Raw genomic sequence first — 21526 nt, forward strand, 5'->3', positions numbered from 1 at the left:
CCGCCGCATCTTCTCCGACCTCTCCTTCGCCCTCGGGCCGGGCGCGGCGCTGATGTTCACCGGGCGCAACGGGGCCGGCAAGTCGACGCTGCTCGCGGTCCTGGCGGGCCGCCTGAAGCCCGAGGCCGGGACAGTCACGGCCTCGGAGGTCGGCGAGGCGACGCTGCCCGAGTGCCTGCACGTGGTCGGGCATCGCGACGGCCTGAAGAGCCCGCTGACGGCGGAAGAGAACCTCGCCTTCGCGCGCGACCTCCTCGGGGCGCCGACCGCGACCCCGCGCGCGGCCCTGGAGGAACTCGGCCTAGGCCACGCCCTGCGGCTGCCGGTGGCCTATCTCTCCGCCGGTCAGCGGCGGCGCGTGGCCCTGGCCCGGCTCCTCGTCTGCCGGCGGCCCCTCTGGCTCCTGGACGAGCCGACGGCGGCCCTCGACACGGCCTCGCAGGGCGTGCTCGCCGGCATGATGGCGCGGCACCGGGCGCAAGGCGGCCTCGTCATCGCGGCGACCCACCAGGCCCTCGGGCTGGAGGACGCGCAGGAATTGCGGATCGAGGCGGCCGTGTCTCCGGCTCCGGGCATCGCCGCGAGCGCCCCGGCGGAGGAGGTCTGGTGGTGACCCGCGCCCTGAAAGCCCTCGTCGCCCGCGACCTCGCGCTCGCCGCCCGCGTCGGCGGCTCGGGCGCGCTGTCGCTCGTGTTCTTCCTGATGATCGTCGCCCTGGTGCCGTTCGCCCTCGGGCCTGACCTCAACCTGCTGTCGCGGATCGGCCCGGCCATCCTGTGGCTGGCCGCCGTGCTCTCCACCCTGATCGGCCTCGACCGGCTGTTCCAGGCCGACGAGGAGGACGGCTCCCTCGACCTGATGACGGGGGCGCCGGTGCCCCTGGAGGGGGTGGTGCTCGCCAAGGTCCTGGCCCACTGGCTCACCACGGGCCTGCCCCTGGCACTGGCCTCGCCGCTGTTCGGGCTCCTCGTCGCCCTCGACGGCCGGGCCATGGCGGCCACCGCCCTGACGCTCCTCGTCGGCACCCCGGCGCTGACCTTCGTGGGCGCGGTGGGGGCCGCGCTCACCGCCTCGATCCGGCGCGGCGGGCTCATCCTCGCCGTGGTGGTGCTGCCCCTGATGATCCCGACGCTGATCTTCGGCGTCTCGGCGAGCGAGGCGGCGCTCGGCGGCACGGTGCCCTTCACCACGCCGCTCGCCATCCTCTGCGCGCTCAGCCTGATCGCGGGCGTGGTCGGCACGCTCGCCGCCGCCGCGGCCCTGCGCTGGTCCGAGTAGCGGATCAAACCGGGTCGGCGTCGATCTTCATCCGCAGGATGGCATAGGGCGGCTCCTGACGGTCCTGGCCACCGTTGAATTCCGGGCGCCGGTTCACCTGCGCGGCCGAGATGTGCAGCCAGCGGTCCGGCGTGATCCAGAACGTGTCGGCCCAGATCAGGCGCGGGTCGGAGGCGAGGATCGTCACGCTGCCGTCGGGATCGCGCCGGCCCACCGCGTTGAATTCCTGCAGGGCGAGGTAGACCCGGTCCTCGGAATCGGTGGCGAGGCCGCCCGTCATGCCCTTCTCGCCGAGATCCGTGACGCCGGCCGCCACCCCGGCATCGCTGGTCTCGGGGTCGAGGAGGGCCGCGGTCTCGACGGCGTAGAGATGGCGCCCGATCAGGGGTGCGTAGTAGAGGCGCCGGCCGTCGGGGCTCAGCGCGATCCCGTTGGCGCCGCCCTGCACGGGGCGCGCCGGGCCCTCGCCCTTGCGCTGCAGGACGGCGCGGTCCTCCACGAGCTTGAGCAGCCCCTTCTGCGAGGCCGTGCTGGCGTGGCCGGCGAGCCGCCGCACCACCCGGCCGGTGTCGAGGTCGACGGCCAGGATCGCGCCCTCCCCCGCCTGGCCCTGGTCGGTGACATAGGCCCGGGCGTAGCCGTCCCGGATGTCCACGCGCAGGTCGTTCAAGGACGAGGTCGGGGTAATGCCGGCCTCCAGCGGCACCACGCGGCGGATGCGGTTCTGCGCGAGGTCGATCTGCACCAGCTTGGCGCCGCCCTTCACCGGCGGGCCGGCGCCGTCGGGCAGGCCGGCATCGAGGCACCACAGGGTGTCGTCGCGGTCGAAGACGCCGTTCGGCACGTGGAACAGGTGGGCCTGCGGCCTGTCCGGATCCGGCTGGTTGGTGGGCAGATCCGGATAGGGCCGGACCTCGCCGCCGGGTAGCACCTCGCCGAGCGTGTAGGGCACCTTGGCGTCGAAGCGCGGCATCATGACGAAGCGCCGCCCGCTCCGCGAAATGGCGAGGCCCGTGGGCGTGGAGGGCGCGTTCGCCGTAAAGGCGAGTTCCAGGCCCTGCGCCCCCTGGTGCGTGGCGATTCGGGCGTCCGACGAAGCCGCCTCGGCCTTCGTCCCGAGCGAGAGGGTGGCCGCCCCGGTGAGGCCGGCGGCGAGGAGGTCACGGCGGGCGAGCGTCATGGGGGAAATCCGGTTCTGGCGAGGGAGAACGGGCGGTCAGCCCCGCGCGGGGCCGCGCACCTTGAGGTCGATGGCGTGGACGACCGCGCCCGCCCCGATGAACAGGCGCCGCCCGTCCGGGCCGCCCAAAGCGATGTTGGCGGCGTCGGTCGCCGTGGCGATCCGCCCGAGCCGGGTGCCGTCCGGGGCATGGACGCGCACACCGTCGAAGCAGGCGGCGTAGACCCGGCCGTCGGCATCCACCGCGAGGCCATCCGGGACGCCGGCCTCCAGGGTGGCGAAGATGCGGGCCGGGGCGAGGCGGCGTCCCTCGCGGACCGGAAAGGCCAGGATCGCGCGGGCGCCCTCCGGGTTCTTCAGGGCCGCGCTGGTGTCGCTGACGTAGAGCTGCGTGCCGTCCGGGCTGAAGGCGATGCCGTTGGGCTGGCCCACCGCGTCGGTCATGCCCTCGACCCGGCCCGAGGCGGGGTCGATCCGGTAGACCCGACGCGCCGGCTGCTCCGGCGGCGCCATCAGGCCCTCGTCCGGCATGGTGATGCCGAAAACCGGGTCGGTGAACCAGATCGCGCCGTCGGGTGCCAGGGCCGCGTCGTTGGGGGAATTGAGCGGATGTCCCTCGTAGGAATCGGCCAGCACGGTGAGGCGCCCGTCCGGCTCGCGCCGCACCACCCGCCGGCCGCGATGTTCGCAGGTGATCAGACGCCCCTCGGCGTCGAGGGTGTTGCCGTTGGCGTTGTTCGAGGGATCGCGGAACACGCCGACGGCGCCGTCGTCGGCGATGCGCACCATCCGGTTGGCCCGGACGTCGCTGACGATCAGGCCGCCGAGATGCGCCGCGTAGCACAGCCCCTCGCACCAGCGCCCGCCCGCATAGAGGGTGCGCAAGGGCGTGCCGGGCTCGACCACGTCGCCGAAGCGCGGGTCGTCGGCGCGCAAGGTGGGCGCCGCCGAGGCGCGGGACGCCGAGAGGGCGAGGCCCGCGAGGGCGCCGCCGAGGAACATGCGGCGTTGCAGCGCGCGTCGTGGCAAAGTCGGCATTGAACCTCGGACGATCGGGTCGAGGGGGACCACGCCGCCCGGGTGGGCGGCGTGCGGGACCTCAGCGTGCGGCGGGCGCCGTCGAGCCGGTGGCCTCCACCGGGGCGGGCTTGAAGCTCCACAACTCGGTCGGCAGCGCCGCCGGCGCGTCGGGCTTGTAGAAGGCCGAATCCTGGATGTGCGAGGTGGTGACGTAGAGGGTGCCGTCCGGCCCCTCCGCGAAGGTGTCGGGCCAGCGCAGCCGCTTGTCCTGCACCACGGTCGCGAGCACGTTCCCCTTGGCCGAAAGGTCGCGGACCTTGATCGCGTCGTCCTGCGGCGAGGTCACGTACATCCGGCCGTCCTTGCGGGCGATGATCAGGCCATCGGCCGGGCCGTTCTCGCCCACGGTCTCGATGCGGCCGGCGACGCTCTTGTCGGCGAGCGCCGTCGGCATCAGCGCCGTGGTGATGCTGCCGGCCAGCGTCTCGGTGGGCAGGCTGTAGAGGGTCTTGCCCTTGATCGCCTGCCAGTAGAGCGTCTTGCCGTCGGGCGAGAGGGCGATGCCGTCGGCGGCGAACTCGACGCCGCGCCCGTCGGGCCGGCGCAGGGGTTTGCCGTCGTAGTTCACGGTCACGCTCTTGTCGGGCTGCGTGGAGGGATCACCGTCGAGCACCCGGTGCGCCTGCCCGCTGTCGAGGTTGACCACCACCAGGGCGCCCCTGGCCCCCGAATCGGTGAGGTAGGCGGTCTTGCCGTCGGGGGAGAAGCGCACGTCGTTGAGGTAGGAGCCCTGCGGCGCCACGCTCTCGTCGAAGGCGATGGTGCGGGTGGGCTGGTTCGTCTTCAGGTCGATCTCGACGAGCTTCGGGCCGTTCGGCACCAGGGCCGCCATGGCGGGCGCCGCCGGGTCGAGGACCCAGAGATTTCCGTTGGGAGACGCGACCACGCTCTGGACGCAGACCCAGTGGTCCTTGGCCGAGACCTCGTCCTTCTTCGCGTTGCGCCAGGAATTCCAGCCCGCATCCGGGAACGGCACCAGCTTGCCGTCCTTCAGCTCGGCCACCGAGACCTCGGTGTCCTCGGTCCATCGCGGAAAGTTGACGAAGATCCGCCCGTCCTTCGAGACGGTGACCCCCGTCACCTGATGCTCGAAGCTCGCGACCTTGGTCAGGGTGGCGTTCGCCGCTGCACTCGGGGCGGAGGGCGCGGTCTGCGCCCGGGCGGCGCCCGGCGCGAGGACGGGGCCGGCGAGAAGCGCGGCGAGGCAGGTCGCCGTCCCGAGGCGGGCACGGGACGATGGGGCGGAACGGATCGTCGGCGAAGCGGATGGGGCGCGTGTCATCGGCATACTCTTTCCGGGGCTCGTCGCTGCGGGGCTGGTTGACGGCCTAACGCGCGAGGGGGCGGCCAAGGTTCACCGCCGATCCCGATCCTCATTCCGAGCGCGACGCCGGGCGGAGGGTCGAGCCTGTCCGCGATCCGCGGCGTCGCTGATCAATCACGAGGCAAGACTTCGACGGAGAAACACGGCGCGTTATTGGTATTAAGCGGACCTTCACAATTATAAGGTAAAAAGATTTCAATTCACGCCAGGCCGAATTCGAGGCTTTGCGAACCTCTCCCGCCGAGTAAGAGATCAAGACATGTTGGGATCAGGTCTTCGTGCCACACTGGACGCACTCGACCGGTCTCAAGGCCGCATCGAGTTCGCAATGGACGGAACCGTTCGCGACGCGAACAAGATCTTCCTCGATCTCGTCGGATACTCGCTCGATGAGGTGCGCGGCCGGCCGCACGGCCTGTTCGTTCCCCCCGAGGAGCGCGACTCGGTCGCCTACCGGCAGTTCTGGGAGAGCCTGCGCCGGGGTGAGTTCCAGGCCCGGGACTTCCGCCGGGTCGCCAAGGACGGGCGCACCGTCTGGATCCAGGCCTCGTACAACCCGATCCTCGATCGGCGCGGCACGCCGATCAAGGTCGTCAAGTTCGCCACCGACATCACCGCGCAGACCCTGCGCAACGCGGCCTACGAGGGCGAGATCGCGGCGATCAACCGCTCGCAGGCGGTGATCCACTTCACGCCGGACGGCATCGTCACCGACGCGAACCCGAACTTCCTGGCCGCCCTCGGCTACCGCCTCGACGAGATCAAGGGCCGGCACCACAGCCAGTTCATGGCGCCCGCCGACCGGGACAGCCCGGCCTACGCGGCGTTCTGGAAGGCGCTCGGCAACGGCGAATACCAGGCGGGCGAGTTCCGCCGCCTGGCCAAGGGCGGCCGCGAGGTCTGGATCTACGGGGCCTACAATCCCGTGCTCGGCCTCGACGGCAAGCCGATCGCCGTGGTCAAGTTCGCCAGCGACGTGACCGCCCAGGTGGCGGACCGGATGCGACGCGCCGAGGGACAGCGGGCCATCGACCGGGATCTCGGCGGCATCACGGGCTCCATCGCCGACGTCAGCCATCAGGCGACCGCCACCGCCGAGGCGGCCGCCCGGACCTCCGGCAACGTCCAGGCGGTGGCCGCCGGGGCCGAGGAGTTCTCGGCCTCCATCGAGGAGTTGAGCCGCCACGCCGTCGAGGCGAAAGCCGCCTCCGACGAGGCCGTGATCCGGGCCGAGGAGGCCGGCGGCATCGTCGCGGGCCTGACATCGGCCGCCGACAAGATCGGCGAGGTGGTCTCGGTCATCCGCTCCATCGCCGACCAGACCAACCTGCTGGCGCTGAACGCCACCATCGAGGCGGCGCGCGCGGGCGAGGCGGGCCGAGGCTTCGCGGTGGTCGCGGCTGAGGTGAAGGCGCTGGCCAACCAGTCGTCGCGGGCCACCGAGGAGATCGGCACGCAGATCGCGGCGGTGCAGAATTCCACCAGCCAGGCGGTCAATGCCATCGAGGCCATCGCCCGGACCATCGCGCAGCTCAGCGAGATCTCGCTCAGCGTCTCCTCGGCGGTGACCGAGCAGGCGGCGGTGACCCGCGACATGTCGGTGAACATGCAGACCGCCGCTCAGAGCGTGGAGCTGGTCCGCCAGAACATGGACGGGATCGCGCTCGCCGCCAGCGACGTCGACGGTTCGGTGCGCAAGGTCAGCGCCGCCGCCCGCGCGCTGGCCTGAGAGGCCCCGCCCCTACTCCGCCCGCGATGTCGCGCCGGGCGGCATCACCGAGGGTTCCGAGGCCGAGCCGCGCACCCGGCCGCGCGGGGCGGGCGTCCCCGCGCCCCGTCCCGGCTCGCGCCGCTCGAGACCCGGCACGACCCGCTCCGTGAGGTCCACGCAGCGGCCGACCAACCATGTCATCCAGCCCATCGCGCAACTCCCCGTCCGATCCTGCAGGATAGATCGGGTGCCGGCACGCCAAAGCGAGGGCCGGCGGCAGATTTATTCCGTCCCGTGCCGCCCGGTGCCGGCCGCGCGGGATCAAAGGGACGGCGCCTCCGTCGGAGGCACGGTCTCGCCGAGCCAGAGGCCCGCGAAGGTCAAGGTCGCGGTGTAGACGGTGACGTTCGCCTCGTTGCGCACCAGGAGCAGGAAGGCCTGGGCGTCGCTTCCCGCGGGGATCATCTGCTTGGCGATGGCGGGAAGCGTGTGCATCGCTTCCCGGCGGACCTCCTCGGGCCCGGCGCATTCGGTGCCCTCCGTGTCGCGCCGCATCTCGCCATCGTAGAAATCGAAGAAATAGCGTGCCAAGGCGGCCTCCCGATTGCTACCCGGCACGCCAATCGGAAAAACTTAACACTTGTTGCTGTCCGAATCCGTACGGACCCCCGGCTCCGGTCCTGACGCGACATCGTGGCCGGTGTCGGCGCCCGCCCCCTGGTCCAGTTTCTGTCAGTCGAGATCCTGAAGGTGGCGCGCGGCGATCACCGATGCGGCCGTGCGGTTCTCCACACCGAGCTTCTCGTAGATGCCCTCCAGGTGCTTCATCACCGTGCGGGGGCTGAGGCCCAGGATCTCGCCGATGTCGCGGCTCGACTTGCCGCGCGAGAGCCAGAGCAGCACCTCCGCCTCGCGGCCGGTGACGCGCAGGCGCAGGCGCAGGCGTTCGAGCCCGGCCTGCGTGCCGTCGCGCGCGAGCCGCAGCAGGATCTCGTCGCCGGTGCCGCCGATGAAGCTCAAGCTGTGGGGCGTGCCCGAGCGGTCGGGGAGCGTCAGGGGGGCGGCCCCCGAACCCGCGAGGCAGCCGCGCAGCCAGGCGGCGCCCTGGGGCGGCAGGCTCAAGGGGGCGCCGGCCTCGGTGAAGCCCCCGAGCAGGCGCGCGGCCTGGGGCGTGCACCAACGGACCGCCCCCGCGCGGTCAACGGCGAAGAGGGTGCGGCCGGTGGTGTCCAGCGCCGCCCGCGCGCTCTGGGCCGCCCGGGCGCTCGCCAGGTGCACCCGGATGCGGGCCAGGATCTCGTCGGGGGCGATGGGCTTCGTCACGTAGTCGACGCCGCCGGCCTCCAGGCCCTTCACGATGTGCTCGGTCTCCGACAGGCCGGTCATGAAGATCACGGGGACATCGGCGAGGTGGCCCTTCGCCTTGAGCCGGCGGCAGGTCTCGAAGCCGTCCATGCCGGGCATCACCGCATCGAGGAGGATCACGTCGGGGGTGATCTCGTCCACCAGCGCCAAGGCGAGGTCGCCCGCCACCGCCACCAGCACGGTGGCGCCGGAGCGCTCGATCGCCTCGGTGAGGAAGCTCAGGGTCTCGGGGGAATCGTCGACGACGAGGACGAGGTCGCGCTGCGCCTCAGACATCCGAGACCTGCTCTTGCGAGACCTGCTCTTGCGAGACCCGCTCGTGCGCGTCGTGCGGGTGCTGCGAATCGTGCAGATTCTCCAAAAGCGTGCGGGCGCTCCGGAGGTCGAAGGCCTCCGTGAGTGCCCGCATCCGCGCGACGAAGGCGGTGGGCGCGTCGGTCTTGGCGTCCATCTCGGCGAGCCGGGCTTCGATCCCGCGCACGTGGCCGATGCGCACGAGGCGCAGCAGGTCCGCCACGTCCCCGGCGCGCGGCTCCGGCGAGGCCGCCGGCGCGGCGGGCGCCGGAACGGTGCTGTCCTGGGCCGTCCAGTCGAGGCCGAGCAGCCCGGTGACGCATTCCAGGAAGTCGCGCAGGTCGAAGGGCTTGGCGATGATCGCGTCGTGGGGGGCGTCGTCGCCCCGCACCGGGCTGATCTCGTGCACGTTGGCCGACATCATGGCGATGCGGGCCGTGTGGCCGGCCGCCCGCAGGGCCTTGGCCAGGGCCCAGCCGCTCATGCCCGGCATGGAGATGTCGAGGAGGAACAGGTCGGGGGGATGCGCGGCGGCGAGATCGAGGCAGGCAGGGCCGTCGCCGGCCTCCAGCACCACGAGGCCGAGCGGTTCGAGGATGTCGCGCATCAGGCCGCGATGGGCGGCATCGTCGTCGGCCACCAGGATCGTGCGGCGGGCGCCCGCATAGACCCGCGCCGGCGCGCCGGCCGGCGCCGCCAGCACGGGTTTGGGGCGCGCCACGGAAGCCAGCATCAGGCGCAGGCGGAAGCTGGTGCCGCGCCCGACCTCGCTCTCCACGGTGATCTCGCCGCCCATCACCTGCGCCAGGAGCTGCGCGATGGTGAGCCCGAGGCCCGTGCCCGGCGTCGAGCGGGCGGCGGCCATGGAGCCGCGCTCGAAGGGCTCGAAGATGCGCTGGAGATCGTCCGCGCGGATGCCGAGGCCGGTGTCGCGGATCGTGAAGACCGCGATCTGGCTGCGATAGGTCAGGTCGAGGGCGACATGGCCCTGGGGCGTGAACTTGATGGCGTTCGAGAGGAGGTTGAGCAGGATCTGGCGCAGGCGCTTCTCGTCGGTGGCGACCACCAATGGCAGGGTCTCGGGCCGGGTGAAGCGGAAGTCGAGGGCGGCGCCCTCCGCCTGGAGCCGGATCATGTCGACGATCTGGTCGAGGAAGTCGGCGAGCCGGATCTCGTTGCGGTGGATCTGGAGCCGCCCCGCCTCCATGCGCGAGATGTCGAGGAGCCCGTCGATCAGGCCCGACAGGTGCTGGGCCGAGCGCCGGATCACCCGGATGCCGTTCTGGCGCGGGGCCGGGATGCTGGGGTCGCCCTCGAGCAGCTGCGCGTAGCCGAGCACGGCGTTGAGGGGCGTGCGCAATTCGTGGCTGATGCCGACGACGTAGCGGCTCTTGGCGAGGTTGGCGGCTTCCGCGATCTCCTTGGCCTGCTGCAGCTTGGCGTCGGTGACCTTATGGGCCTCGATCTCGGCCTGGTAGAGCCCGGTCTGGCGCGCCGTCTCCTCCAGGGCGACCCGGCGGCTCTCCTGGGCGAGCACGAAGAGCCAGGCGACGATGCCCAGGATGACGATGAGGATCAGGAACACGCTGGTGAGGGCCGCCCCCAGCACCGCCCGGTGCTCGGGGTGCTCGGCGCTGGCGCCCGCATGCACGATGCCGAGGATGAGCGCGACCGCCGCCACCAGGGTCGTCATCAGCGCGAGGTAGCGCCCGAGCGGCGCGCCGATCCAGGCGGCGGTGCGGGCCGGCGCCACGCGGGACAGGACCGCCTGCGCCTGCGCCTCCAGGCGCCCGTGCGGCTTGCAGAGGTCGCCGCAGCGGGCGTCGAGGGAGCAGCAGAGCGAGCAGATCGGCCCCGCATAGGCGGGGCATTGGGCCATGTCCTCGGGCTCGAACGGGTGCTCGCAGACCCGGCAGGTGATCTCGGACGCGCCGTGCCAGTCGGTCTTCGGGGTCCGGGCGAGGTAGTAGCGGCCGCTCGTCGCCCAGGCGATGGCGGGCGCGCCCGTGAACGCCACGGCCAGCGCCAGCATTGGCGCGAAGGGCACGGCGAGCGCCCCCACCCAGCCCGCATGCGCCACGAACCCGGTCAGGATCGCCAGCGCCATCGCGCCGGTGCCCACGGGATTGATGGCGTAGAGATGCGCCCGCTTGAATTCGATGCCGGGCGGCGACAGGCCCAGCGGCTTGTTGATGGCGAGGTCCGCCGCCAGCGCGCCCACCCAGGCCGAGACCACCACGGCGTAGAGCGAGAGCGTGCTGACGATGGTCTTGTCGATGCCCAGTTCCATCAGCAGCAGCGCGATGGCGACGTTGAAGACGAGCCAGACCACGCGGCCCGGATGGCTGTGGGTGAGGCGCGAAAAGAAGTTCGACCAGGCGATGGAGCCCGCATAGGCGTTGGTGACGTTGATCTTCAGCTGCGAGACGACGACGAACAGCGTCATCAGCGCCACCGCGCCGGTGCCCGGGGGCACCACGTAGCCGAAGGCCACCGCGTACATCCGCGTCGGCTCGGCGGCGTGCTCGGCGGGCACGCCGTGCGCCAGCGCCAGCACGGCCAGGAACGAGCCGAGCAGGATCTTGAGCATGCCGGGCAGGATCCAGCCGCCCCCGGCGCCCAGCACCGCCGCCCACCAGCGCCCCGCGCGGCCGGGCTCCAGGGCGGGCACGAATCGCAGGAAATCCACCTGCTCGCCGACCTGCGCCAGCAGCGCCAGCAGGATGCCGGTGGCGAGGCCGAACTTCGCGAGATCGAAGCCGCCGGCGCCCTCGGCCCCCGGATAGGTGAGCCACTCCGCCACCGGCGCGCCGCCCGCCCAGGCGATGCAGGCGAGCGGCAGGAGGTTGAGGACGATCCAGACCGGCTGCGTCCAGAGCTGGAAGCGGCTGATCAGCGTAATCCCGTAGATCACGAGCGGGATCACCGCGAGCGCGCTGACGAGGTAGCCGAGGCTCGGCGGCAGCCCGAAGCAGAGTTCCAGCGCCAGCGCCATGATGGCGGCCTCGATCGCCAGGAACAGGAAGGTGAAGCTCGCGTAGATCAGCGAGGTCACCGTCGAGCCGATGTAGCCGAAGCCCGCACCCCTGGTTAGGAGGTCGATGTCGACGCCGTAGCGGGCGGCGTAGAGGCTGATCGGCGTCGCGGTGGCGAAGATGATCGCGCCGACCACCAGGAGGGCGGCCAGCGTGTTGGTGAAGCCGACGGTGAGCACCAGGGTTCCGCCGATCGCCTCCAGCGCCAGGAAGGAAAGCGAGCCGAGCGCCGTCTGCGCCACGCGGAATCCCGACCAGCGCCGCGCCTTCTTGGCGGTGAAGCGCAGGGCATAGTCCTCCAGCGTCTCGTCGGCCACGAGGCGGTTGTAGTCGCGCCGGATCGGCAGGATACGCTGGTGCTCGGACATCGGGTTCGGCGCGGCGGGGTCGGCGCGGACGGTATCACGCCGCGTGGGGAAGCGCGCGGCATCCCGGCTCGGCCGAGGGCGTTGCGGACAGCCGGTTCCGGCCTAGCAAAGTCCATGCCCGGCAAGCGTTTTCGCAGAGCCACCCGTGGGGCGGCCCCGGCGTCGTGTTCGCAGACGGTCCGGGAACATGGGCCCCGGCGCGGGGCTCCGACATACGCAAAACAGCGTATCGACCGCATCGCAGCATACGGCCTAGCCTTTGCGTCATCGATCCGCGGCCATCCCATCGGCCGTGCGACGACGACCAGGGGTTCAAGGCACGATGGCAGAGGACAAGGGCAACGGCCTGCAATCGGCGCTGCGGCGCAGGCTTCTCATGGGTCTCGCCGGCGTCCCGGCGATCGCGCTGATGCCGCGCATGAGCTTCGCGGCGGGGCCGGCGACGGCGACGGTGAACACCACCGGACTCGCGGTGACGGACACCGAGGTCACGGTCGGCATCCTGCACTCGGCCACCGGCACCATGGCGATCTCCGAGACCGGTTCGATCCAGGCGGAAAAGCTCGCGATCTCGCAGATCAACGAGGCCGGCGGCGTGCTCGGCCGCAAGATCAAGGTGATCCAGGAGGACGGCGCCTCCGACTGGCCGACCTTCGCGGAGAAGGCCAAGAAGCTCCTCGTCAACGACCATTGCGCCGCCGTGATGGGCTGCTGGACCTCCGCCTCCCGCAAGGCCGCGCTGCCGGTCTTCGAGCAGTATAACGGCCTCCTGTACTATCCGACCTTCTACGAGGGCCTGGAGCAGTCCAAGAACGTCATCTATACCGGCCAGGAAGCCACGCAGCAGATCCTCGAATCGCTGAACTGGGTCGCCAAGGAGAAGGGCGCCAAGACGTTCTTCTTCATCGGCTCGGACTACATCTGGCCGCGCACCTCCAACAAGATCGCCCGCAAGCACATCGAGAACGTGCTGAAGACCAAGGTCGTCGGCGAGGAATATTTCCCGCTCGGCCACACCCAGTTCAACTCGGTGATCAACAAGCTGAAACTCACCAAGCCGGACGTGATCTTCACCGACGTGGTCGGCGGCTCGAACGTGGCGTTCTACAAGCAGCTCAAGGCCGCCGGCATCGACCTCTCGAAGCAGACCCTGCTGACGATCTCGGTGACGGAAGACGAGATCGACGGCATCGGCGGCGACAACATCGCGGGCGCCTATTCCTGCATGAAGTACTTTCAGTCCCTGAAGAACGCCAACAACGAGAAGTTCGTGGCCGCCTTCCACAAGATGTGGGGCGAGAAGACCGTCATCGGCGACGTGACCCAGGCGGCCTATCTCGGGCCCTTCCTGTGGAAGATGGCGGTGGAGAAGGCCGGCTCCTTCGACGTCGACAAGGTGGCGGCGGCCTCCGCCGGCATCGAGTTCAAGGAGGCCCCGGAGGGCTACGTCAAGATCCACCCCAACCATCACCTCTGGTCGAAGACCCGCGTCGCCAAGGCCCTGCCCTCGGGCCAGTTCGAGGTGGTCTACGAGAGCCCCGAGCTCATCGAGCCGAACCCCTTCCCGAAGGGCTACCAGTAGGCGGGCCTACGCCGGCCCCTCTCCTCCGAGGAGAGGGGCCGGTCGCGATGCTTTTTGGGTGGGCTGCGGCCAGCCTCGATCGGCCCGATGCTTGCAAAGCCTTCGCGGCACCATCCGGAGTTCAGACACATGCTCGGCGATTATTCGCTCACGGATCTCAGCTCGATCTTCGTCATGCAGGGCTTCGCCGGGCTGATCCTGTTCTCGGTCTACACCCTGATGGCGCTGGGGCTCGCCATCATCTTCGGCCAAATGGGCGTGATCAACATGGCCCACGGGGAGTTCATGATCCTCGGCGCCTACATGACCTACCTGTGCTCGGGCTTCTTCCAGACCTACCTGCCGGCCCTGTTCCCCGCCTACTTCTTCGTCGCCATGGCGCTGGCCTTCCTGGCCTCCGGGGCGCTCGGCATGCTGGTGGAATGGGCGCTGATCCGCCACCTCTACAAGCGCCCGCTCGACACCCTGCTGGCGACCTGGGGCCTCTCGCTGATCCTGCAGCAGGCCTACCGGACGATCTTCGGACCCCGCGAGGTCGGCGTCGAGCTCCCCGCCTGGCTGATCGGCTCGGTGCAGGTCACCGACACCATCGAGATCCCGATCAACGGCATGTTCGTCATGGGCGTGACCACGCTGATCACCGTCGGCGTCGCGCTGCTGATGTACCGCTCGCGCTTCGGCGCGCAGGTCCGCGCCGTGGTCCAGAACCGGCCGATGGCCGGGGCGGTGGGCATCGACACCGAGAAGGTCGACCGCCTCACCTTCGGCCTCGGCTGCGGCATCGCCGGCATCGCGGGCTCGGCCTTCACCATGGTGGGCTCCACGGGGCCGACCTCGGGCCAGCTCTACATCGTCGACACCTTCCTGATCGTGGTCTTCGGCGGCGCCGCCTCGCTGCTCGGCACCATCGCCTCGGCCTTCTCGATCTCGCAGACCCAGTCGACCCTCGAATTCTTCCTGTCGGGCTCCACCGCCAAGGTCATCACGCTGCTGGCCGTCGTCGGCATCCTGATGCTGCGGCCGCAGGGTCTCTTCACCCTCAAGGTCCGGCGCTGAGGAGCTTTTTCACGATGATCAGCCCGAAATCCTCTTCGACCGTCCACGACAACCCCTTCATGAAGCCCATGGAGTGGGTGAGCCTCGCGCTCCTGGCCGCCGTGATCTTCCTCGTGCTGCCGATGCTGCTCGACGCCTTCCGGCTCAACCTCGTCGGCAAGTACCTGACCTACTCCTTCGTGGCGCTCGGCCTCGTCATCTGCTGGGGCTTCGGCGGCATCCTGTCGCTCGGCCAGGGCGTGTTCTTCGGGCTGGGCGGCTATCTGATGGCCATGTACCTGAAGCTCGAGGCCTCCAGCGTCGAGAACACGAAGATCCAGTCGACGCCGGGCATCCCCGACTTCATGGACTGGAACCAGATCACCGAACTGCCCTGGTTCTGGAAGCCGTTCACCAGCCTGCCCTTCACCCTGATCGCGGTCGTGGTGGTGCCGGCCTTCTTCGCCTTCGTCATCGGCAGCGCGATGTTCCGGCGGCGCGTCGGCGGCACCTACTTCGCCATCATCACCCAGGCCATCGCCGCCATCCTGACGATCCTCATCGTCGGCCAGCAGGGCTATACCGGCGGCATCAACGGCATCACGGACCTGCGCACCCTGCACGGCTGGGACATCCGCACGGACCGCGCCCACAACATCCTCTACTTCGTCAACGGCGGCCTGCTCGTCGCGTGCATCCTGTTCGCCCAGTACGTGAAGCGCTCGAAGCTCGGGCGCATCCTCCTCGCCATGCGCGACAAGGAGGACCGGGTCCGCTTCTCGGGCTACCAGGTCGCGAGCTTCAAGACCTTCGCGTTCTGCCTGGCCGCCGTGTTCGCCGCCATCGGCGGCGCGATGTTCACTCTGCAGGTCGGGTTCATGTCGCCGTCCTTCGTCGGCATCGTGCCCTCCATCGAGATGGTGATCTACGCCGCCGTCGGCGGCCGCCTGTCCCTGTTCGGCGCCGTCTGGGGCACGCTGCTCGTCAACTGGGCCAAGACCAGCTTCTCGGAGAGCTTCCCCGAGCTCTGGCTGTTCGGCCTCGGCGCCCTGTTCATCGCCGTGGTCCTGGCCTTCCCCAACGGTCTCGCGGGCATCTACCGCACCTACGTGGAGCCCCGCCTGACCCGGCGCGTGAAGGCCCTGGAGCCCGCGCCCGCCGTCGCCCTGCCCCACGCGGCCGAATAGGATCACCGATGAACGCCGCCATCCTGCCCTCGCACGTCATCGGCGCCGATCCGGCCGAGAAGAACTTCCTGCTGGCGGTGGAATCCCTCACCGTCTCCTTCGACGGCTTCAAGGCGGTCAACGACGTCTCGTTCTACGTCGACCCCAACGAGATCCGGGTCATCATCGGCCCCAACGGCGCCGGCAAGACCACGGTGCTGGATCTCATCTGCGGGCGCACCAAGGCCAGCGCCGGCTCGATCAAGTACAAGGGCCAGGAACTCACCAAGCTTTCCGAAAGCGCCATCGTGCAGGCCGGCGTCGGGCGGAAATTCCAGACGCCGTCGATCTACGACGACCTCACGGTGTTCGAGAACCTGGAGATCTCCTACCCGCGCGGCCGCTCGGTCTTCGGGGCGCTGACCTTCAAGCGGGATGCGCAGGTGCGCGACCGCATCGAGGAGGTCGCCCAGATGATCTTCCTGAAGGACCAGCTGCTGGAGCGGGCCGAGTTCCTCAGCCACGGCCAGAAGCAGTGGCTGGAGATCGGCATGCTGCTGATCCAGGACCCCGAACTTCTCATGCTCGACGAGCCGGTGGCCGGGATGAGCGTCGGCGAGCGCATCAAGACCGCCGAACTCCTCAACCAGATCATCGTCGGCCGCTCGGTGCTCGTCATCGAGCACGACATGAAATTCGTCGAGGACATCGCCCACCGGGTCACCGTGCTCCACCAGGGCAAGGTCCTGTCGGAGGGCTCGATGGAGCGGGTCAAGAACGACCCGAAGGTCATCGAAGTCTATCTCGGCCACTGAGAGGGAACGGCGCCATGCTCCAGACCACGCCCGCCTCCGCGCCAGCGCCCCATCGCCTGGGCGGCGTCCAGCCCATGCTGGCGATCAGCGACCTGCACGCGGCCTATGGCCAGAGCGAGGTCCTGCACGGCCTCGACATCGCGGTGGCCCCCGGCGAAATCGTCGCCGTGATGGGCCGCAACGGCATGGGCAAGACCACCCTGATGAAGACCCTGATGGGCATCGTGCCGGTGAAATCCGGCACGATCCGGGTCGAAGGCACGGAGGTCGGCGGCCTCAAGAGCCACCAGCGCGTGGCGCAGGGCCTCGCCTACGTGCCGCAGGGCCGCATGATCTTCTCCGCCATGACCGTGCAGGAGAACATCGAGACGGGGCTCACCGTCACCAACGAGCGCCGGGTGCCCCAGGACCTCTACACGATGTTCCCGGTGCTGCTCGAGATGAAGGGCCGGCGCGGCGGCAACCTCTCGGGCGGCCAGCAGCAGCAGCTCGCCATCGCCCGCGCTCTGGCGAGCCGGCCGAAGGTGCTGCTCCTCGACGAGCCCACCGAGGGCATCCAGCCCTCCATCATCCGCGAGATGGGCCGGACCCTGAAGAAGATCCGGGACGAGCGCGGCCTGTCCATCGTGGTCTCCGAGCAGGTCCTGAGCTTCGCCCTCGACGTCGCCGACCGGGTGCTGGTCATCGAGAACGGCCACATCGTGCACGAGTCCCTGCGCGCCGACATCGACGAAGCCCAGGTCGCGCGCTTCCTCTCGGTCTGATGGAGCCCGGCATGGTCGATTACGAGATCTTCGAACTCGGCGACTTCGTCCTCCAGTGCGGCAAGACTCTGCGCGCCGCCAAGCTCGCCTACAAGACCTTCGGCACGCTGAATGCCGCCCGGGACAACGCCATCGTCTACCCGACCTGGTATTCGGGCCAGCACACCGAGAACATGTGGTTGATCGGCCCGGGCAAGGCCCTCGACCCGGATCGGTACTTCATCATTATCCCGAACATGTTCGGCAACGGGCTCTCGTCCTCGCCGAGCAACACGCCCGCTCCCTGGAACGGGCCGAGATTTCCCAACGTCACGGCCTACGACAACGTCACGGCGCAGCACCGCCTCGTCACCGAGCATTTCGGCATCGAGACGCTCGTCCTCGTCACCGGCTGGTCGATGGGCGCGCTGCAGACCTACCATTGGGGCGCGCTCTACCCCGACATGGTGCCCCGCATCTTGCCGTTTCAGGGCTCGGCCAAGTGCTCGCGGCACAACTTCGTCTTTCTCGAAGGCGCCAAGGCCGCGCTTCAGGCGGACGCGGCCTACGCGGAGGGCTGGTACACGAGCCCGCCGAACCGGGGCCTGCGCGCCTTCGGCCGGGTCTATGCCGGCTGGGGCCTTTCGCAGACGTTCTACCGGATCGAGGCGGACCGGACCCATATGGGCTACGCTTCGCTGGAGGACTTCCTCGTCGGCTTCTGGGAAGGGCTGTTCTACACCCGCGACGCCAACGACCTGCTGGCGATGCTGTGGACCTGGCAGAACGGCGACATCAGCGCCAATGAGCGCTTCCAGGGCGACTTCAAGGCGGCGCTGGGCGCCATCCGCGCCAAGGCGATCCTGATGCCCGCCTCCACCGACCTGTATTTTCCCCCCGAGGACAACGCCATCGAGGCGGACGCGATGCCGAACGCGGAATTGCGCGTCATCGAGACCTGGTGGGGCCACTTCGCGGGCGGGCCGGGCACCAGCCCCGACGACATCGCCACACTCGACGCGGCCCTCAAGGAGCTGCTCGCAAGCTGACGGAGCCTCGGCCGGGCGGCCTGCCCCCCGGCGAGGACCCGCACACTCACCCGCGGGCGGATCTCACCGCCCGCGCGAACGGGGACGCACGCCCGCGATCCTGGGCAAGTCCTGACATGAGGGAAGGGAGCACGTGACGATGGCAGAGACCCTGATCAAGGTCGATCTCACCCAGTCGGCCTACGACAACGACATGGTGCACAATCGCTGGCACCCCGACATCCCCATGGTGGCGATGGTCAAGCCCGGCGACGACTTCATCGTCGAGACCTACGACTGGACCGGCGGCTTCATCAAGAACAACGATTCCGCCGACGACGTGCGCGACATCGACCTCTCCATCGTCCATTTCCTCTCCGGTCCCATCGGCGTCGACGGCGCCGAGCCCGGCGACCTCCTCGTGGTCGACCTCCTCGACATCGGCGCCAAGCCCGAGAGCCAGTGGGGCTTCAACGGCTTCTTCTCCAAGAAGAACGGCGGCGGCTTCCTCGACGAGCACTTCCCCCAGGCCCAGAAGTCGATCTGGGACTTCGAGGGCATGTTCACCAAGTCCCGCCACATCCCCGGCGTGCGCTTTCCCGGCCTGATCCATCCGGGCCTGATCGGCTGCCTGCCCGACCCGAAGATGCTTGAGACCTGGAACACCCGGGAGAAAGCCCTCTTCGACACCGATCCGGGCCGGGTGCCGGCGCTCGCCACCCTCCCCTTCGGCCCGACCGCCCACATGGGCCGGCTCAAGGGCGAGGCGAAGGACAAGGCGGCGGCCACGGGTGCCCGCACGGTGCCGGGGCGCGAGCACGGCGGCAATTGCGACATCAAGGACCTGTCGCGCGGCTCGAAGATCTACTTCCCCGTCTACGTGCCGGGCGCGGGCCTCTCCATGGGCGACCTGCATTTCAGCCAGGGCGACGGCGAGATCACCTTCTGCGGCGCCATCGAGATGGCGGGCTGGGTCCACCTCAAGGTCAGCCTGATCAAGGACGGCATGGCAAAGTACGGGATCAAGAACCCGATCTTCAAGCCGTCGCCCGTCACGCCCAAATTCGACGATCACCTGATCTTCGAGGGCATCTCCGTCGACGAGTACGGCAAGCAGCATTACCTCGACGTCACGGTGGCCTATCGCCAGGCCTGCCTCAACGCCATCGAGTACCTGAAGAAGTTCGGGTATTCGGGCGCGCAGGCCTACTCGATCCTCGGCACCGCCCCGGTCCAGGGCCACATCTCGGGCGTCGTCGACATCCCCAACGCCTGCGCGACCCTGTGGATTCCCACCAAGATCTTCGAGTTCGACATCAACCCGGGGGCGGACGGGCCGACGAAGTTCCTCGACGGCTCGATCCAGATGCCGCTCTCGCCGGACCTGTGAGCGCCGTTCTCCACACCTGAGACCGGGGCGGGACCATTAGGGTCCCGCCATGATCCACGCCTGAGACCGGGACCGGCCCCATGGGGGCCGGTCCCGATGCGCGATCCCGGCGGAACGCCACAGCGAGAGGCCCCCATGCCCGTCTACGATTACGCCTGCGAGACCTGCGGCCCCTTCACGGTCCTGCGGCCGATGGCGCAGTTCCGCGATCCCCACGATTGCCCGGAATGCGGCACCGCCTGCGGGCGCGCCTTCCTCACCGCGCCGAACCTCGCCGGGATGGATCCCGGCCTGCGCAAGGCGCACGCCACCAACGAGCGCAGCCGCCACGCCCCCCGCAGGGTCTCCGGGCACGGCGCCGGCTGCGGCTGCTGCAGCGGCGCGTCCAAGACCAAGACCCAGGCCGGTAACGCCGTCAAAAGCTTTCCCTCGGCGCGTCCCTGGATGATCAGCCACTGATTTCAGCACTGGCATCCCAATTGCAAAGTATTACCCGGCAGCAGATCTGCACAATGTCTGGGCCTATCGCGATATAATTCCACAGCTCAAGTGGACGAGATGGGTCCCGGCGGCGATCGATGCTGTGATGCGGGGGTATATCATGACACGTGAATGGGGACCGGTGCGTGCGCGCCGGACGATGGGCCTCCCGGCTTTGGTGCTCGGCGCGTCTCTGGCGTTCGCCGGGGCGGCGCAGGCGCAGACGGCCTCGCCGGTGGGGCAGTTCAACGACCAGACGCAGCCGCGCACCGATCCGGGCATCGCGGAAAAACCCAAGGACCCGGTCCGCACCGGGCCGCTGGCGCCCTGGGCCACCGCGATGGCCGCCCGCGGCCTGACCTTCGACGTGAACGTCTACGACTTCTACCAGGCCAACCCGACCATGGGCCTGCGCCCGGGCGAGCAGTCGAACTCCGCCTATTTCGTGCTCTCGATGACGGCGGACATGCAGACGCTGGCGGGCATCTCCGGCGGCACCATCAACTTCACGCAGACCTTCTTCGGCCTCGTGCGCAACCTCAACATGGCCGCCGACATCGGCGACACCACGGTGGGCTACCAGCCGCCCTACAACCCGAACTTCGCCCGGCTCTCGCTCTTCACCTATCAGCAGAAGCTCCTCGACGACCGCCTCGTGGTCGAGGTCGGCCGCACGCATCCGGACCGGTACTACGGCCTGCCGCCGTGCAACTCGATCAATTCCTGCTTCCAGGACATGTTCTACTTCAACGCCGGCTTCACCTCCCCGCTCTACGGGGTCTGGGGCGGCAACGTCGCCTACAAGCTCTCGCCGACCACCTACATCCAGGCCGGCGCCTTCAGCGTGAACCCCAACACCAACGTGCTGTCGGGCTATGATTTCGGCTACGAGCGCCTGGCCGGCGCGGTGGTGATGACCGAGATCGGCCGCAAGACCGACTTCTCCCAGGAGGCCTATCCGGGCCGCGCCTCGCTGACCGGCTTCTACAACACCGCCGACCACGAGGATAACTTCCGCACGGCGCTCGGCCGCTCCAAGGGCCTGTTCCCCGGCGACCCGGCCCTGCAGCGCTCTGGCACCTCCGGCATCGTGCTCACCGGCGCGCAGACGGTCTGGCGCGCCGATGGCGGGCGGGACGCGGCCAACCCGCACCCGGCCTCGGTCTCGGTCTACACGGGCACGGGCTACGCCTTCGATTCCACCATCCCGATCCGGTTCAATTCGTTCGCGGGCGTCATCCTGCAATCGCCCGACCAGAGCCGGCCCAAAGACACCTACGGCCTCAAGGCGAACTGGCAGCGCATCGCGGCCAACTACGCCGAGTTCCTGGCGGACGCGAACGCCTTCGCGGGCGGCTCCGGCGCGCCCTTCTCCCGGGACAAGTTCATCTTCGAGGCCAACGCCCACATCGATGTCGGCGCCGGCGTGATCGTCGAACCGGTGGTCCAGTACGTCGTCAACCCGAACTCGTTCTGGAACCCCTACACCGCCCGCCGCCCGAGGGACGGCATCTATGGCGGCTTCACCCTCGTGGTTCCGCTCGGAACCCTGCTCGGCCTCGCGCCGGGCTAGGGCTCGAGCGAACCCGTCCCCGCGCGGGCCGCCACACGGGGCGGCCCGCGCCACGCCGCAAGAAACGGAGGACTACGCC

Annotated in this window: 19 protein-coding genes; 12 read left to right on the forward strand and 7 right to left on the reverse strand. The window is 69.5% G+C overall.

Annotation, left to right across the window (positions count from 1 at the left end; translation table 11 throughout):
• Both ccmA and ccmB read left to right on the forward strand, forming a co-directional pair.
• Window positions 1–613 (forward strand): heme ABC exporter ATP-binding protein CcmA (gene ccmA, locus JWQ05_RS00310; protein ID WP_299652732.1); only part of this gene is annotated, 613 nt, incomplete at its 5' end.
• Complete coding sequence (gene ccmB, locus JWQ05_RS00315) at window positions 610–1278, forward strand: heme exporter protein CcmB (RefSeq protein WP_299652735.1); 669 nt, start codon at window positions 610–612, stop codon at window positions 1276–1278. The genes ccmA and ccmB, both read left to right, overlap by 4 nt.
• Window positions 1279–1282: 4 nt before the next feature.
• Here the strand turns inward: ccmB and JWQ05_RS00320 are convergent, their stop codons facing one another.
• The 3 genes from JWQ05_RS00320 to JWQ05_RS00330 form a co-directional block, all read right to left on the reverse strand.
• Window positions 1283–2458: an L-dopachrome tautomerase-related protein gene (locus JWQ05_RS00320; protein ID WP_299652738.1), complete on the reverse strand. Its 1176-nt coding sequence runs from the start codon at window positions 2456–2458 to the stop codon at window positions 1283–1285.
• 36 nt (window positions 2459–2494) lie between these two features.
• Window positions 2495–3460 (reverse strand): SMP-30/gluconolactonase/LRE family protein, encoded by a 966-nt coding sequence (locus tag JWQ05_RS00325; RefSeq protein WP_299652741.1) that lies wholly within the window; start codon window positions 3458–3460, stop codon window positions 2495–2497.
• A 97-nt stretch (window positions 3461–3557) separates the two neighbouring features.
• Window positions 3558–4820: an L-dopachrome tautomerase-related protein gene (locus JWQ05_RS00330; RefSeq protein ID WP_299652744.1), complete on the reverse strand. Its 1263-nt coding sequence runs from the start codon at window positions 4818–4820 to the stop codon at window positions 3558–3560.
• 301 nt (window positions 4821–5121) lie between these two features.
• On the opposite strand from JWQ05_RS00330, the gene JWQ05_RS00335 reads away from it, so the two are divergent.
• Window positions 5122–6591: a PAS domain-containing methyl-accepting chemotaxis protein gene (locus tag JWQ05_RS00335; RefSeq protein WP_299652747.1), complete on the forward strand. Its 1470-nt coding sequence runs from the start codon at window positions 5122–5124 to the stop codon at window positions 6589–6591.
• 12 nt (window positions 6592–6603) lie between these two features.
• On the opposite strand, the gene JWQ05_RS00340 is transcribed toward JWQ05_RS00335, so the two are convergent.
• From JWQ05_RS00340 to JWQ05_RS00355, 4 genes are all read right to left on the reverse strand, one after another.
• On the reverse strand, window positions 6604–6783 hold the full coding sequence (locus tag JWQ05_RS00340; RefSeq protein ID WP_299652750.1) for a hypothetical protein: 180 nt from the start codon (window positions 6781–6783) through the stop codon (window positions 6604–6606).
• A gap of 111 nt (window positions 6784–6894) precedes the next feature.
• The gene (locus tag JWQ05_RS00345) at window positions 6895–7164 is read right to left on the reverse strand and encodes a hypothetical protein (protein WP_299652752.1); all 270 of its coding nucleotides are present in this window, start codon (window positions 7162–7164) and stop codon (window positions 6895–6897) included.
• A 141-nt stretch (window positions 7165–7305) separates the two neighbouring features.
• Complete coding sequence (locus JWQ05_RS00350; protein ID WP_299652755.1) at window positions 7306–8214, reverse strand: response regulator transcription factor; 909 nt, start codon at window positions 8212–8214, stop codon at window positions 7306–7308.
• Window positions 8207–11635 (reverse strand): ATP-binding protein, encoded by a 3429-nt coding sequence (locus tag JWQ05_RS00355; RefSeq protein ID WP_299652758.1) that lies wholly within the window; start codon window positions 11633–11635, stop codon window positions 8207–8209. The genes JWQ05_RS00350 and JWQ05_RS00355 overlap by 8 nt, the downstream gene beginning before the upstream one ends.
• A gap of 322 nt (window positions 11636–11957) precedes the next feature.
• On the opposite strand from JWQ05_RS00355, the gene urtA reads away from it, so the two are divergent.
• The 9 genes from urtA (at window position 11958) to JWQ05_RS00400 (ending at window position 21447) form a co-directional block, all read left to right on the forward strand.
• A complete protein-coding gene (urtA, locus tag JWQ05_RS00360; protein ID WP_299652761.1) occupies window positions 11958–13217 on the forward strand; it encodes an urea ABC transporter substrate-binding protein in 1260 nt (419 codons plus the stop codon).
• Window positions 13218–13346: 129 nt separating this feature from the next.
• The gene (gene urtB / locus JWQ05_RS00365; RefSeq protein WP_299652763.1) at window positions 13347–14273 is read left to right on the forward strand and encodes an urea ABC transporter permease subunit UrtB; all 927 of its coding nucleotides are present in this window, start codon (window positions 13347–13349) and stop codon (window positions 14271–14273) included.
• A 14-nt stretch (window positions 14274–14287) separates the two neighbouring features.
• Entirely contained in the window at window positions 14288–15439 is a 1152-nt protein-coding gene (gene urtC / locus JWQ05_RS00370; RefSeq protein ID WP_299652766.1) for an urea ABC transporter permease subunit UrtC, read from the forward strand.
• A gap of 8 nt (window positions 15440–15447) precedes the next feature.
• On the forward strand, window positions 15448–16233 hold the full coding sequence (gene urtD, locus JWQ05_RS00375; RefSeq protein ID WP_299652769.1) for an urea ABC transporter ATP-binding protein UrtD: 786 nt from the start codon (window positions 15448–15450) through the stop codon (window positions 16231–16233).
• Window positions 16234–16307: 74 nt separating this feature from the next.
• Window positions 16308–16997, forward strand: coding sequence for an urea ABC transporter ATP-binding subunit UrtE (gene urtE, locus JWQ05_RS00380; RefSeq protein ID WP_299652806.1), 690 nt, complete (start codon window positions 16308–16310; stop codon window positions 16995–16997).
• An 11-nt stretch (window positions 16998–17008) separates the two neighbouring features.
• Entirely contained in the window at window positions 17009–18025 is a 1017-nt protein-coding gene (locus JWQ05_RS00385; protein ID WP_299652772.1) for an alpha/beta fold hydrolase, read from the forward strand.
• Window positions 18026–18164: 139 nt separating this feature from the next.
• Window positions 18165–19394 carry a formamidase gene (fmdA, locus tag JWQ05_RS00390; RefSeq protein ID WP_299652775.1) on the forward strand — a complete coding sequence of 410 codons (1230 nt, stop codon included), beginning with the start codon at window positions 18165–18167 and terminating at the stop codon, window positions 19392–19394.
• A 135-nt stretch (window positions 19395–19529) separates the two neighbouring features.
• Entirely contained in the window at window positions 19530–19853 is a 324-nt protein-coding gene (locus JWQ05_RS00395) for a zinc ribbon domain-containing protein (RefSeq protein WP_299652778.1), read from the forward strand.
• 142 nt (window positions 19854–19995) lie between these two features.
• A complete protein-coding gene (locus JWQ05_RS00400; RefSeq protein WP_299652781.1) occupies window positions 19996–21447 on the forward strand; it encodes a carbohydrate porin in 1452 nt (483 codons plus the stop codon).
• The last annotated feature ends 79 nt before the right edge of the window (window positions 21448–21526 follow it).

The sequence above is a fragment of the Methylobacterium sp. genome, from assembly GCF_028290105.1.
Classification (GTDB): domain Bacteria; phylum Pseudomonadota; class Alphaproteobacteria; order Rhizobiales; family Beijerinckiaceae; genus Methylobacterium.